Annotated in this window: 12 protein-coding genes; 5 read left to right on the plus strand and 7 right to left on the minus strand. The window is 43.0% G+C overall.

Annotation, left to right across the window (positions count from 1 at the left end):
• Window positions 1–193 precede the first annotated feature (193 nt).
• Both dsbB and L3V43_RS00675 read left to right on the plus strand, forming a co-directional pair.
• A complete protein-coding gene (dsbB, locus tag L3V43_RS00670) occupies window positions 194–703 on the plus strand; it encodes a disulfide bond formation protein DsbB (protein ID WP_102057153.1) in 510 nt (169 codons plus the stop codon).
• Window positions 704–715: 12 nt separating this feature from the next.
• Window positions 716–1,021 (plus strand): hypothetical protein, encoded by a 306-nt coding sequence (locus L3V43_RS00675; protein ID WP_017216140.1) that lies wholly within the window; start codon window positions 716–718, stop codon window positions 1,019–1,021.
• 51 nt (window positions 1,022–1,072) lie between these two features.
• Here the strand turns inward: L3V43_RS00675 and L3V43_RS00680 are convergent, their stop codons facing one another.
• Window positions 1,073–1,381 carry a helix-hairpin-helix domain-containing protein gene (locus L3V43_RS00680; protein WP_174170006.1) on the minus strand — a complete coding sequence of 103 codons (309 nt, stop codon included), beginning with the start codon at window positions 1,379–1,381 and terminating at the stop codon, window positions 1,073–1,075.
• 270 nt (window positions 1,382–1,651) lie between these two features.
• Between L3V43_RS00680 and L3V43_RS00685 the strand changes: the two genes are divergently transcribed.
• Window positions 1,652–1,966 carry a YebG family protein gene (locus L3V43_RS00685; protein ID WP_010606713.1) on the plus strand — a complete coding sequence of 105 codons (315 nt, stop codon included), beginning with the start codon at window positions 1,652–1,654 and terminating at the stop codon, window positions 1,964–1,966.
• 94 nt (window positions 1,967–2,060) lie between these two features.
• Here the strand turns inward: L3V43_RS00685 and L3V43_RS00690 are convergent, their stop codons facing one another.
• From L3V43_RS00690 to L3V43_RS00705, 4 genes are all read right to left on the minus strand, one after another.
• On the minus strand, window positions 2,061–3,251 hold the full coding sequence (locus L3V43_RS00690; RefSeq protein ID WP_010606712.1) for an amino acid aminotransferase: 1,191 nt from the start codon (window positions 3,249–3,251) through the stop codon (window positions 2,061–2,063).
• Window positions 3,252–3,430: 179 nt separating this feature from the next.
• On the minus strand, window positions 3,431–4,096 hold the full coding sequence (locus tag L3V43_RS00695) for a GAF domain-containing protein (RefSeq protein ID WP_235366667.1): 666 nt from the start codon (window positions 4,094–4,096) through the stop codon (window positions 3,431–3,433).
• A gap of 127 nt (window positions 4,097–4,223) precedes the next feature.
• Window positions 4,224–5,882: a fused response regulator/phosphatase gene (locus L3V43_RS00700; protein WP_235366666.1), complete on the minus strand. Its 1,659-nt coding sequence runs from the start codon at window positions 5,880–5,882 to the stop codon at window positions 4,224–4,226.
• Window positions 5,883–5,903: 21 nt separating this feature from the next.
• Complete coding sequence (locus L3V43_RS00705) at window positions 5,904–6,209, minus strand: STAS domain-containing protein (RefSeq protein ID WP_010371095.1); 306 nt, start codon at window positions 6,207–6,209, stop codon at window positions 5,904–5,906.
• A 143-nt stretch (window positions 6,210–6,352) separates the two neighbouring features.
• Here L3V43_RS00705 and L3V43_RS00710 point away from each other — a divergent pair, with 143 nt between their 5' ends.
• Window positions 6,353–6,682: a translation initiation factor gene (locus L3V43_RS00710; RefSeq protein ID WP_017216143.1), complete on the plus strand. Its 330-nt coding sequence runs from the start codon at window positions 6,353–6,355 to the stop codon at window positions 6,680–6,682.
• 40 nt (window positions 6,683–6,722) lie between these two features.
• Here the strand turns inward: L3V43_RS00710 and L3V43_RS00715 are convergent, their stop codons facing one another.
• Complete coding sequence (locus L3V43_RS00715; RefSeq protein ID WP_206471063.1) at window positions 6,723–9,686, minus strand: EAL domain-containing protein; 2,964 nt, start codon at window positions 9,684–9,686, stop codon at window positions 6,723–6,725.
• Between the two features lie 370 nt (window positions 9,687–10,056).
• Here L3V43_RS00715 and pheA point away from each other — a divergent pair, with 370 nt between their 5' ends.
• Window positions 10,057–11,211 (plus strand): prephenate dehydratase, encoded by a 1,155-nt coding sequence (pheA, locus tag L3V43_RS00720; RefSeq protein ID WP_102057158.1) that lies wholly within the window; start codon window positions 10,057–10,059, stop codon window positions 11,209–11,211.
• A 514-nt stretch (window positions 11,212–11,725) separates the two neighbouring features.
• Here pheA and L3V43_RS00725 read toward each other — a convergent pair.
• On the minus strand, window positions 11,726–14,566 hold the full coding sequence (locus tag L3V43_RS00725) for a discoidin domain-containing protein (RefSeq protein WP_237115909.1): 2,841 nt from the start codon (window positions 14,564–14,566) through the stop codon (window positions 11,726–11,728).
• Window positions 14,567–14,688 lie beyond the last annotated feature (122 nt).

The following is a 14,688-nucleotide window of genomic DNA, read 5'->3' on the forward strand; positions in this document are numbered from 1 at the left end:
ACGCCAGAATAGAAATGCTGATAATGTCGGTCTCACTTCAATTGACTTAATCAAGTGATCTATTCTGATATTTTCGAACTTCTGCTGGTAACAAGAGTCGAAAAATCGTCGCAAAGATAGCGCACACAGCCGAAGTAAGGTTGCTCTAACGCGGCCAGATAAAGCATAATAAAACAAAAAGGGTTTCTCTATAATGAAGATTTCATCTTTTCATCTCTCTAGGCAATCTTGGGGATTGCTAGCACTATCCGCTGCTATTTTTGAAGCCGTTGCACTGTATTTCCAATACGGTATGGGTTTAGAGCCCTGTATTATGTGCATCTATCAGCGTTTTGCTATGTTGGGGTTATTAGCAGCTGGTTTAATCGGTATGATTTCTCCTCGCTCTTTCGCACTGCGTAGTCTGGCATTTGTTTCGTGGGGTGTAGGCAGTATTTGGGGTTATTTTATCGCCCGTGAACATATCAATATGCAAACCACAACGGATCCATTTGCTTTTACCTGTGACTTTGTACCAAACTTTCCTGCGTTTATGCCGCTGCATGAATGGCTGCCAAGCTTTTTTGCTGCAACGGGTGACTGCGGCAACATAGATTGGTCTTTTGCAGGATTATCTATGCCTGGATGGATGGAAATTATCTTTGCATTTTATAGTGTTGCATTTATTCTTTTCTTATTTTTCCACGTTACCAAAAGAAGTTGAGATATCACATTCATGCATTTTAGGTTAAGCCAAATTGAGCAACTGAGAGCGTTTAAATTACGTGACAAGCAGATGATCTTACGTCTTGCACTTAGCCACCTTGATGCAAAAACAAAGGTCGTGTTAAGAATAGCCAAGTTGCTACTGCTCACACCGTTTTTTGCCTCATTGGTCGTATTTGAAGGCTGGCTGTTATTACCTGTCTTACTCGTGGCAGGATTAATTTATCCGCTACTGACCACACCACTGGAAATACAATTTGGCAAACCCAAGTTAGCTCAGGCAATCGCTGAGTTTAACGCCTCGAATAAGCCCTGATCTTCAATCTACCTGTGTGCGAGCAACTAAGCTCGCACACAATAACTACGACTAGACTCTAATTTTCCCCTCCAGTTTTGCCAATATTCCTTTCCCAATTCCTTTTACTTCCAGCAACTCCGTTGTTGTTTTAAAGCGCCCCATTTTCTTACGGTACTCTACGATGGCTTCAGCTTTACGAATACCAATCCCTGGTAAACTTGAAAGCGCCGAAGCGTCAGCGGAATTAATATCGAGTACAGCACTTTGCTGCTGTGTTTGAGAGACAGATTTTGCTTGATCCGTAGGTTTTGCGAGCACACTTGAACAGCTTAAACCTAGCGCCAATAAAATAGAAAGTATGGTGGGTTTATTGAACATATATACACTCCTTGTGCGTAAAAAGTATCCAAAGCTTACTGCATTTACCTCGGTGAGTGATTGCAGAAGCTTTTTAAATAAAGATTGGAATATTGACTTTGTCAAAAAACATTCATTCTTTCAAAAATCAAAATAAACATTAAGCTTTTGTTTTTAATGAATTTAATTAATTCTACTTCACTCAACAGCACTTGAAAAATTTTCAAAATAACTTGCTTAATCACTCGATTCGATTTACTGTATAAAAAAACAGTGACTAGGGGAATAACCATGGCCGTTATCATCAAATATGTTGTTGAAAGAAATGGAGTCGAGCGTATGACTTTCACGTCTAAAAAAGAAGCTGATGCTTATGATAAGATGCTAGATGTAGCTGAAGCATTGGAAGACATGCTAACGAAAGTTGACGTGCCGCTAAGTGAACAACAAGTTGAATCCCTAGCGCTTGAAATTGCAAAACAAAAAGATGACTTTGTGTCTGTGTTAAAAGGTGGCAAAGTAGCACCAAAGGCCAATACCAAAAACAAATCTGAAAACGAAAAAGCGTCAGATCCAGATAAAGTGACCAAAATTAAGCAAGCCTAAATGATAATAACCACTTACTTCAGTGGGTGGTTTAGGCTGAAAATAAAAAACCGCATGTTCTGCGGTTTTTTATTTTGTGCTGTGTAGCGTGGTATTATTTAATCACGCTTGCCACTGCGTCAGCAAAGTAGTCAATATTGTCTTTGCTTACGCCAGCTACGTTAACGCGGCTAGAGCCTACCATATAGATAGCATATTCAGTGCGTAGTCTGTCAATTTGCTCTTTATTAATACCCAAGAAAGAGAACATACCGTGCTGACGGTCAATGAACGAGAAGTCTTGCTCAACACCTTTTGCAGCTAGGCTTTCTTTGATCAACGTACGTAGACCATTGATACGACCGCGCATTTCGTCAAGTTCGTCGTACCACATTTGCGTAAGTTCAGTACTGCTTAGAATGGTATTTACAATATCAGCACCGTGTGCTGGCGGCATTGAATAGATACTACGAACCACACTAAGTAATACTGAGTTTGAAACATCAGCAGTTGCACTGTCTTTTGCAATGATTGAACACGCACCGATACGCTCGCGGTATAAACCAAAGTTTTTAGAGCAAGATGAACAGATGATCATTTCATCAACTGTATCCGCAACCGTTCTAAGGCCTTGTGCATCTTCTTCAAGGCTAGTACCAAAGCCTTGGTATGCAATATCAATTAATGGCGTAAAGCCTTGCTCTTTTGCAAGTTCAGCAACCACTTTCCATTGCGCTTGATTTAAGTCCATACCACTTGGGTTATGACAACATGCATGAAGTAGTACTACATCACCTTTAGGTACTTGCTTCAGCGCATTGATCATCTCATCAAACAACAACCCTTTGTTTTCGTAGTCGTAGTAAGGATACTCTTTAACTGTTAGACCCGCTGCTTCAAATAGGCTGATGTGGTTTGCCCAAGTTGGAGTCGTAACCCAAACAGTTGCATTGGTGTTGCAACGTTTAATAAATTCGGCAGCAACACGTAATGCGCCAGTACCACCAGGTGCTTGCGCCGTACGTACGCGATTTGCCAATAATGTACTATGCTCTCCAAGTAACAGTGTTTCCATCTTTTGACAGAAGTCTAAATTACCAGCCAAACCAATATAAGATTTTGTCGTTTCGTTTTCTAAACGAAACGCTTCCGCTTTTTTAACCGCTTTAAGTACCGGCGTGTTTCCCTGCTCGTCCTTATAAACACCTACACCAAGGTCAATTTTGTTTGGGTTAGTGTCCTGTTTATAAGCGGCCATCAGGCCTAAAATAGGATCTGTTGGAAGTGGTTTTAGCTCTGAGAACATGGCTTATCTCTTTTATTTTAATTAATGCAAACTCGAGCGGCTGACGCCCGATTCCAGTAGACTTGATGGTAACATAGAGACTTGCATCTCAGTTACCATATTTATCTAGAATTTTATTCATTTTTGTAAACTTGGCAGCACCACAAAGGCGTCAAGTTTACAGCCGGACATTCCGATAATTATTTGGGTAAATATTCAGGGATTCTCGTACATGCTGCTGCAAGCAATGCTAAAATTTCTTCGTTGAAAAATGACTCAAAAAACGCTTCTGCATCAATAATTCCAATACAATTTTGAGCATCATCGAATAATGGCATACAGGTTTCTGCTTTCACCTTTGGATCGCAAATGTAGTACTCTCCACCACTGGCGACATATTGAGGGATGTCATTAATCACTCGAGCTTTAGCACTTAATACCGTTTGAATATTATTTGACGTAGCGGCAAAAGCCTCCGTTATTGGGAATAGCGGTCTACTCGGCGCGCCAGAGTACGCTAATTTGAGAAGTTGTTTCCCTTCATTTGTCGCTCTTGCTTGGTATATGCCAAACCAATCAACAGCTGTAAATTCAACTACCGCTGACACTATCGTTTGTAGCTTAGCAAGCGATTGCTCATTCACCGTGTTCTTTTCAACGTAGTCACTCAGAAAAAAAGGCGCTTCCTGAAGGTGCCCAAACAAGCTACAAGCGCCTCCTTCCCCAAGCTCAGGGATCTGATATGACCACACAGCAAGGCTTGAGTTTTGCTCAATATAAGCATCTAGTTTTTCTAATTGCAGCAAAAGCAATTCGCGGGAGATAGATAATCCACTCAATGAAATATAATCTGACATTTTAGCCATCTAAACATCTAAAGTTAATACAACTTTACCACGCTCTTTATACCTTGCCAACACTAAAAAACAGGTACATAGAGTAATAGGAATAGATATTAAACTAAAGCAGAGGTGAAATGCGCTTGAGTGGAATTTAGACCGATTTGGAGGTGAGTGAATAAATCATTTCTACTTCATTTCCAGCACTGTTGTAGCTAACGCTTTGGGCAATCTCGTTAAGTAAGCTAACACCTCGACCGTGGCTATGCTCTTGCTGCGCTTTATTGCGCTCGCTTGATTCAAAACCATTACCTGAATCACAAATGTTGAAGTATAGCTTTAGCTCTTCAGGGCTATAGCGCACAGAAATAATAATTAGCGCTTCTTTTAGCTCCTTCAAAACACTCTCTCGCAGACTATAGAACTCAAAAAAGCCATCTTCTTTGTTTTTAATCTCAGAATCTAACCCCAGCACTCCGTGATCTAAAGAATTATTGTAGGCCTCGGAGAGTAGTAAGAAGATGTTAGAGCGATGCGCCGAAATACCGTCAACTTCACTAAGCAAGTCCACCAGCTCAAGTACCGGATCTGTCGTTTTCATCTGCTTGGCATCTAAAGATAACGAAATATTAAACGGCAAACTTGAATAATGGTTAGGCGCAGAAACAATTGACTCGCTGGCAACGCAATTAATAATCGCGATACTTAAGTCATCTTGTTGCTCTGTATTGCCAGAAAACTCGCGAACTTCAGAGATAATTTGATCCGTGGAAATATGCTGCCGACTCGCCAGCAAGCGCTTTAACCGTCGTTCGCCATACATTTCCCCCCGCTCAGACTCAGACTCGATGATACCGTCTGTCGCCATTACGAGGCGTTGGTCGGGGCTAACTTCAAAATGCAGCAGATTACGTTCAAACTCATCGACTTCTAAAATGCCGAGTGCCATATGTTGGCTCTCAATGGTTTTAATAAGGCTACCATTTCGGTCAACCAGATATAAATCTGGCAAACCACCAAGCCAAGCAGAAACACTTTTCCCTGAGCTGCTCAATTCAATGATTGCTGCTGCACAAAACATATGACCGGGTAATAACTCATTAAGGGCGGTATTGAGCTCAACGGCTATATCACTAACCGCCATCCCCTTTTGCACCATAGTATAGAAAATGCGCGACGCAGGAAGCGCGCCGACCGCAGCTGCTAAACCATGGCCAGTAAAATCACCAAGTAAACAATAAAAGCCACCCATCGGGCTCTTGGCCATTAAAAACATATCGCCATTAAACATTGACGCGGGTGACAAGTGATATTCACAAATCTCAGGATATTCAGATTGTTGTGCAAGCGCATTACTAAAGATGTGCTCAACAATCTCGTGCTCTCGCTCTATTTGGTTATAGTGATATTCTAGTTGTCGGCGTTGTTCGTTGCTTTGTTGGCTGAGCCTACGAGTCCTCGCATGCGCTTTGATTTTGGCTGATAAAATGACTTTATCAAACGGCTTATGAATAAAGTCATCGCCTCCTACAGCGAGACACTTTTCAAAGCTGCTTTGATCTTCAAGTGCAGTGATAAAGATGATGGGGAGGTATACGTCGCCCGCATATTGCTTTATTTTGGGGGCAGTCTCAAAGCCATCCATTACGGGCATGACAACGTCTAGCAGCACGATGTCGATGTCCTGACTTTCGAGAATTTTTAATGCATCACGACCATTGTGCGCACAAAAAACGGTATAAAATTGTTGCTCAAGCATCGCCTTGAGCAGCTTACAGTTTAATACCTGATCGTCGACTACCAAGATATTCATGAGGGGCTAATCTATCGGCGTTCAGTCAATATCAAACTTCTTATCAAAACGAGAGATCTGGAGGATTTTCTTAAGTTGCGGACGACAATTACTAATTTGAATGCTAGAAACTGAGCTTCCTAGTGTTTTTTTCATATTTAACAGCATACCCAAAGCGGAGCTGTCCATATAGTCGGTTTCACGCAGGTCAACAACAACCTTTTCGGTTTGATCATTCACCTCCGCATACGCCTGACGAAACGATTGCACCAAATTAAAGTCGAACTTGCCTCTAATTTGAATGGTTAGTGTCTTACCGTCAGCAGAAGCGTTTTTACTCAAGCTCATCATTAAGCTCCTAAATTATTTTGATTTGTTTCCCCTCACCAATTTAAATATAACGCTTAAAAATCATTTAGCAAAAAATAAAAAACATCTAATCTGCTTTTTGCTATGATCTCTGCAAAGAACCCGTAAGAGGACCAAAATCAATGTCAGAATCAAGACTTGTGTACTCCACAGATGTAGGCCGTATTGACACCAAAGAGCCAAAGCAAGAAGTTCAAGGGAAAGTTTTTAAGGACGGCGCCGTTCGTATTGAAAGACAAACTAAAGGGCGCAAAGGTAAAGGTGTTATGCTTGTTGTTGGCATCGATAGTGAACAGCACGATCTCAAGAAATTGGCAAAAACGCTTAAATCTAAAATGGGTCAAGGTGGTGCAGTTAAAGAAGGCGTTATTGAAATTCAAGGCGATGACAGAGAAAAGCTTAAGCAATTATTAGAAGGCCAAGGCTTCAAAGTGAAAATCGCTGGTGGTTAAGCGCTTATTATTTTCAGCCCCAAGCTTTGGGGCTGAGTCGCTATACCGCTGGGGCAAACCGCAAAATCTCGGCTTCACTTAACGGCGGGCTGTAGTAATAACCTTGTACAATATAGCAGTTATTTTTCGCCAAGAACGTCATCTGAGCCTCAGTTTCCACCCCTTCAGCAATAACCTGCAAATTTAATTTTTGCGCCATCGCAATGATAGCTGCAGTGATTTCCATATCGTTCGGATCTTCAGGGATATCCTTTACAAAGGAGCGGTCTATTTTGAGTATATCAACTGGGAAACGCTTAATGTAACTCAAAGACGAATAGCCTGTACCAAAGTCGTCAATAGACAGTGAAACACCAAGCGCTTTGATATCTTTAAGTTGTATGATTGCCGCTTCCACGTCTCCCATCAGCATACTCTCGGTAAGCTCAAGGTGCAGTAGAGTCGGCTCCATCTCAGTTCTGTCTATAATATCTGACAGCGTGCTGATCAATTGTGCATCTTTAAACTGCCTCGCAGAAAGGTTGATGGATATGTTGGCAATCTTCCCCGCGGCTTTTAAACGACGAGAAAAATGGCACGCTTCTTCTAACACCCATGCACCAAGCTCTACGATTAGGCCTGTCGCTTCAGCAATTGGAATAAACTTACTTGGCGGAATAGTTCCCTCGCTTGGGTGGAACCAGCGAATAAGCGCTTCATAGCCTACAACCTCTCTACTTTCACTGTTCACTTGTGGCTGATAATGCAAGGTAAATTGTTGCGCTTTAATTGCTATACGCAGCTCGTTTTCTATATATAGGCGCTCGTTAGCAGCTTCGTCTAAATCTTGGCTATAGAAATGGTAAGTGTTCCGCCCTTTTGCTTTGGCCTGATACATTGCCAAATCTGCATGTTTAAGCAGCTGCTCTTCTTCTTTACTGTCAAACGGAGCCATGGTGATACCAATACTTGCACTGACGATCACTTCGTTATTCCCCAGTTTTATTGGTTCTGCCAGTGTCTTTTGAATGATATTGGCAACTTCCATGGCATTTTCTCGCTCATTGATGCCACTCAGTAACACCGCAAACTCATCCCCACCCAATCTGGCAATGGTATCTTCTGCACGGAGCCGCTTTTTCAATCTCGTCGCGACTTCAAGCAATAAGCGGTCACCCGCGTCATGTCCCAAGGTATCATTGATGCGTTTAAACTCATCTAAGTCAAAGTAAAATAGAGCAAAGGCGTAATGACCACGTTCGGCAAGCGCCATGGATTTACGTAACTGCATCCTGAAAAACGTTCGGTTGGCAAGGCCAGTTAAGGTATCAAAGTAAGCCAATTCTTCCATTTTACGCTGGCTTTCTTTTACAAACGAAATATCTTGGGCTGAGGCGACATAACTTGAAATTGCACCGCCTTCTTCACGGATCGGCGACACGCTCAAACTGACCCAAATAGGCGCCTCTCTGTTACCCGCCAACATGGTATCCCCGCGCCAATGATTGCGACTGCGTAAGTCAATATCGATATCATCAATGAGAATTGCCATGTCTTTTGAAATAATACTCAAAAGCGGAGAGCCAATAAAATGCTGTTCATCATAGCCCGTCATTTCCTGCATTTTTGGATTGACGTACTCAATTTGAAAATGCTCATTGGTCAATACAACGCCTGTACCAGAGAAAGCCACAGCTTTTGACAAACGGTTTGCCGCCTTTTCAGCGATTTCCTTTTCTGTAATACGTTGATTTAGGCCATTTACAAGCTGTTTTATCTCAACACTCATGTCATTAAATGAGGCGTTCAATTGACCTATTTCGTCATCGGTATGCGGCAAGGTTGGCGTATCCCACTGCCCTCGGCCAAATCCCTTCACTGCTTTAACAAGCGCATTGATGCGTTTGAGTACTAATTGATATAGAACCTGATGCAGTAATATCGCAACAAAAATGGCATACAGAATAAACAAACCAAAGAACTTAACTTTAAGCTCTTCAATGGCCGAGATAGCCGACGCCCGCTTCTTGTAGATCCCAATGTACCAATCTAAATTGGCAATATGGGTCACGTGCATAATATGCCAGTTGTCTTTATACCTAAATTCATCTTGGATATTTGGTAGCTTAGTAATAAGTGCAGTTTGTACTATTTTACTCAAGTCTTCAGGTAGTTTGTTGTGGTCCAATAGCTGCCCGGTCGTAGCGGTGGTTTTAAACAGACCGGGAGCTGCCAATAATCGACCCTGTTTATCAAAAACGATGAAGCCTTGCTGATGGTCAGATTTAGGTAATTTTTCGAGTAAGGTGGTCAACTCTATATCGCTACCCGTTAACCCAAGGTATTTATCATGTAAGTATAAAGGCACCAAAATACTCACCACCCACTTGTTCCAAACCCTATCAAAATACACGCCCGACCAAACCGCTTCCCTCGTTGGGTTTTGTTCAGCGTGTAAAACAGGCAAGTTATGAAGCTGATTATTTACCAGCCTTGGGTCTTTCGCTAATAAGGCATTAGGAGGTGCAACACGAACAAAGCCGTCTTTTGTAGATAAGTAAAAATTAAAGAAATCTTGTAACAGTGGAGGCGCAAGAATGTTCCAGAGCAATTCAGATTCAGAAAATAGCTTTTGCACTGACTGCAATTTTAAATTGCCAGTATACATAGCTGCAGAGAGGCCATTTTTAGCTGTACTCGCTAAGTTTTCGCCACGCACGTCAACGCTCGCTTGTGCGCCAGATAAATCTTGTACGCCATAAAGTAAATGTTTGGAGACCACTGAGTTGGCTTGTTCGGCCAAGTTGGCTTTAAGATCGAGGTAATTTGAGAACTGATTGTTCACCTGCGCACTAAAACGCTTGAGCTCATCATACTCTTCATAGATTAACTGCTTTTCTTCAGATTTTAGCATCAATGCCGCAGCAAAAACCCCCGCGATCAAACACACGGCCGAAATCAACATCGACAGCTTTACACTTAAAGAGCTTGCACCATATCTTGATGGGGGACGACGATTGCCCACAAGTTAACCTATTCTTTTATTTACAGTGGTGGTGTTGCCTGAATATACCAGAATATTTTTCGACTCGCCAATAAGTTACGTTTGATTAACGTACTTAACTCACTGAGATTGGACACTTATCTACCAAATAACTTAGGTTTTTGCGCATACGTCCAAAGTAGTACTTGTTTTCTCGTTTAGTTCTATGCTAATAATGTATTCAGTTTCAAAGTAAGGTTTGAATAAATGAATTTCATCACACGCAACAGCAACACATATTTCTTTTTTAGCTTCTTTAGGTGAAGAGGCTTGACTGTTCGCGAGTGAAAAAGAATAGCTAAGCCTCCCAACTTCGGGAGGCTTTTTTTTGGCTAAATGGGAGTGAGGACCTATGACACAAAATACATTAGATGCCCTTAGGCATGACATCAATGAGATAGATTCAGAATTACTGATTTTACTGGCAAAGCGACGTCGCATTAGTCATGGCGTGCTGGAATATAAGATTACCAACAACAAACCTATCCGTGATGAAGCACGTGAGCAGGCATTGCTGGAGAAACTGATCCGATATGGTAAATCTCTGGGTCTTGATGCCTTTTATATAAACAGCGTTTTCCAAACTATCTTAGAAGACTCTGTATTAAACCAGCAAGCCATGCTGCAAAAGAACTTAAACCCCGATGCCGTAGGTGATACACACCGCGTTGCCTACTTGGGTGGACAAGGCTCTTATAGCCAGCTTGCTTGTCATAAATACTTCAGTCGTCGTCCCGGTAAGCTTGTGGAAATGGGTTGCCAAAGCTTTGAGCAAATCACCGAGCAGGTAGAGAAAGGCCAAGCTGACTTTGGTATCTTACCTATTGAAAATACCAGTTCAGGCAGTATCAACGAAGTATTCGATTTATTGCAACATGCGCAAGTATCTATTGTGGGCGAAGTAACGCATACCGTAGAGCATTGTCTCCTAGCTTTGCCAGACACAGAATTACAAGCGATCGACAAAATTTATGCGCACCCTCAACCTTTTGCCCAGTGCAGCCGTTTTATTCAAGGTCTTGGGGATATTCAGCATGAAACTTGCGACTCAACCTCTAGTGCATTAAAGCAAGCTGCAGAGCACCCAAATAGTGCCGCGATTGGCTCTGCACAAGCTGGTAAAAATATGGGTCTAGAAGTGGTGAAGTCTGGCCTTGCGAATCAGACCGAAAACCATAGCCGCTTTATTGTGGTAGCAAGAAAAGCACTTCAAGTGTCTACTCAAATCCCAACGAAAACCAGTTTAATTATGGCCACCAAACAGCAAGTAGGCTCACTTGCTGACGCGCTGATGGTATTTAAACAGCACAATATCAATATGGTTAAGTTAGAGTCACGCCCAGTACCTGGTAACCCTTGGGAAGAAGTCTTTTATGTAGATTTGCTTGCCAATATTGCAGACTCACAAGTCCAAGTAGCACTTGAAGAATTAAAAGACCATACCCAGTTTGTACGCTTGTTGGGCTGCTACCAAAGCGAGTCTTTGCAAGCAGTAGAGGTGTTATAATCCCAATTTGACTCAATACTTGCTCAATTTGAGGGATTAAATCTGACGCTAGCTGCGTTAAAAATTTCTCATGTAGAGCAACTAAATAGCAAAATTTTTGCCTTGCCTACACGGAGGTAGGTACCTTGGCGATAGCAGGACGCGGTAGCGGGGCTATCGACAAGATTTTCTTGCCTCAAAATAGACCTCTTAATTAACCTGAGGTTTGGATAAGGAATGTTCCAACTCATTGTTTCTAAAGCACAGCTTAGTTTTTTCCTTTTCTAGCCAGAGAGTTTTAGGGAAAACAAGGCGAATTTACGCACCAATAGCTGGCTATTGGAAGTGAATTCAACGCAGTTAGCGCTAAAACTGGCTGCTAGAAAGGCATTAATTATCCGCAGCTCAGGTTAATTACGTAAATTGGCATAATAAATCATACTAAGTCACTCTCATTGAGAAAAATAAAAAGCCAGAGCGCAAATCGCATTCTGGCTTTTTTGGTTGAGATTTATTTAACCTTAGGTTATTCAGGCTATTTGCCGCTAAGGCCTAGGAGCTCGATTTCTGAGATCTGTACTAAGCCATCGTTATTCGCATTTTTGCTAATATTTAGACGATAACTGCTATAGGCAAAAGCATTGGAGAAAGTAAACGCTCTTCGTTGTAAGCGCTCATCCCAGCTTTCTCCCACCCAAACCGCAACTTCTGTCCACGTCTCACCGCCATCATTAGAACCCAGTAACTGGAAGTTTTCGGGATCGCGTTCTGGTGCATCATTAGCACTGGTGATAGCCAAACCACTCACAATCTGTGGCGCAGTAAAATCGGCTTGGATCCAAGATGGTGATTCCTCTGTTGGCGGGCCTTGCCACTCATTGTGATCTAGCCATTTTGTCTCGGTATCATTATCAAACGCTTTTTGTTCACTTTCTGCATCTCCAATACGATTACGCGCGGTGAAGCTTGTTCCAGCCAAGTCAGACAAATCTTCAAGTGCATACTGAGGTCCAGCGAGTTCAATTTCGGCTATTTGCACTAATCCATCATTGTTCGCATTTTTACTGATAGACAAGCGATAATGTGAGTAAGCCAAGCCATTAGCAAACGCGAAGGCACGACGTTCAAAACGCGATTCAAACGATTCCCCTACCCAAGTATTTAATACTTGCCACACTTCCCCATCGTGAGATGCTAAAAGTTGGAAGTTTTCAGGGTCACGCTCCGGTGAATCATTGGCGCTAGTAATGTACAAAGTATTTACTGCTTGCGCTTGCGGCAAGCTAACTTGAACCCAAGCCGGATTTTCAACAGTGGGTGGCCCCTGCCAGTCGTTGTGATCGAGCCATTTAGTCTCAACATTTTTATCAAATGCTTGCGCTGCGCCCTCTGAATCACTAATGCTAAAACGCGCCGAGTAACTCGCACCTTGTACTTGTGCATGATCTAATCCAGAGATTTCTGGCCCGATTAATTCAATCTCAGCAAGCTGCATCAGGCCATCATTATTTTTGTTCTTGGTTATCTCAAGACGATAGCTTTGGTATGGCAATTGATTCGCTACCGCAAAGCTTTGGCGCTCCCCTCGCGCTTCAAAAGATTCACCAACCCAATTACTCAACTGCTGCCATGTAACCCCGTTATCGTTAGAGCCAAACAAAGCAAAGTTCTCAGGATCTCGCTCTGGTGCATCATTGGCGCTCGTTATCGCAAGCTGATTAACCGCCACCGCCTCATTAAAGTCTACTTGGATCCATGAAGGCGCTTCGACGGTAGGCGGGCCTTGCCAATCATTATGATCTAGCCACTTAGTAGTTGGATCGTTATCAAATGCCTTATCCTGGTTTTCCCCCTCACCGATACTATTGCTTGCCGTGACCGCAAACGTCTCAGTATCCGTATGGTCAACGCTCGGATAAACCGGCCCAACAAATTGAATTTCTCCAATTTGCAGTAAGCCATCGTTATTTTTGTTCTTTGTCACTGCAATTCGGTAGCTTGTATACTTTTGCGCATTGCCAAATACAAAGCCTTGACGTTCAAAGCGCGCTTCAAACGACGCCCCGACCACATTACCCAAATTAACCCAACTCGCGCCCTCATCGTTAGAAGCTAATAAAGAGAAGTTTTCAGGGTCTCGCTCTGGGGCATCATTAGCACTGGTAATGTAAACACCGCTAATTGCTTGTTGAGTGGGAAAATCCACCTGGATCCAAGACGGCGCTTCCTCAGTAGGTGGCCCCTGCCAGTCATTGTGGTCAAGCCATTTAGTTTGTGTATCGCCATCAAATGCTTTGTCTGCACTCTCAGCATCACCAATAGCATTTCTTGCTGTGATAGTGGCACCTGATGTCACGACTTGCTGCATCGGTCCCGTGGATACCGGTTCATCAAATAATGGTAACGCTAAGTCCATAATACTATCGGCACTAAGATCTAGCTGCGCAGTTAATGGGTGAGCTTGAAGCGCGTTGTAAATTGGCAATCGAAGCGCTTCAAGTGCAACTTCATCACCGCCAAGTGCGGCGCTAAGATTGCTAGCTGAGTCGCTTAAGACGCCTTGCAAAGAACCTTGCTCGTCAAACTGTGCAAACGCGGCATTGAATAGAGAAAGCTTTTGCACACTTTCGGAAACATATGTCATCTCGCAACTTTGCTCACCAGAGTCAGAGGTTGCGCAAGTTTCTCCTAATTCAAAATTCGTTAATTGATCAGCGCTAACCACAGGTAACTCAAAAACATTGATGTTCCCGGTTTGCCAGCCAAGGGCCCGAAGCAATAACGCAGACATCTCCACTTTTGCCAATGCCATTAATTCGGGAGTAGAGACATTACGCCCCTCAGCAATTTGCTGCTCTACCAGCATGGTTGCTAGTGTCGTCAAGGCGTTGATTTGTATGGTAGCATCAGCACTGCCATCGGCATTTGAACCAAACGGCACGGCGACATGACTCAAGGTAGCCAAAGTCACACCAGCAATGTAATCGCCACTTACCTGCTCCCCAATTCCTACTGAGCCACAGCGACTGGCGTCGCAGCGCATCTGCGAGCCTTCACTCGTTGTGGCGGTCACTTTAATGGTGGAATTAATGCCAAACCCGGCTTTACCCGTCAGTTCAATAAACAACTCCCCCGATTGACTGGTTGCCGAGTTCTCATCCATCATCATGCTAGAGCCATTGAGCGCCGTCACCGAAATGCGGGCTTGGCTCAACGCGCCTTTTATCACTGAACCTGATACTTCTGCCGTCGTCACAGCAGGGGTTACTGGCACTTCTTCAACTTTTAGGTCATCGCTCCCGCCGCCACATGCAGCCAATAAACTGCTAACGGCAATGAGCGGGATCGCATTTCTTATTTTATTTAACGTTTTCATATTTATCCCTTCTTACATATCAACCAACTCGTGTGACTAGGCTGATATAAACGCACCACAAGCAGGTGATAAGCCGTGGTATTGTTTCTCGTTGTGCTGACACGACTTCACCCTGTTTGCAT

The organism is Pseudoalteromonas sp. L23 (genome assembly GCF_021728455.1).
Lineage (GTDB): Bacteria > Pseudomonadota > Gammaproteobacteria > Enterobacterales > Alteromonadaceae > Pseudoalteromonas.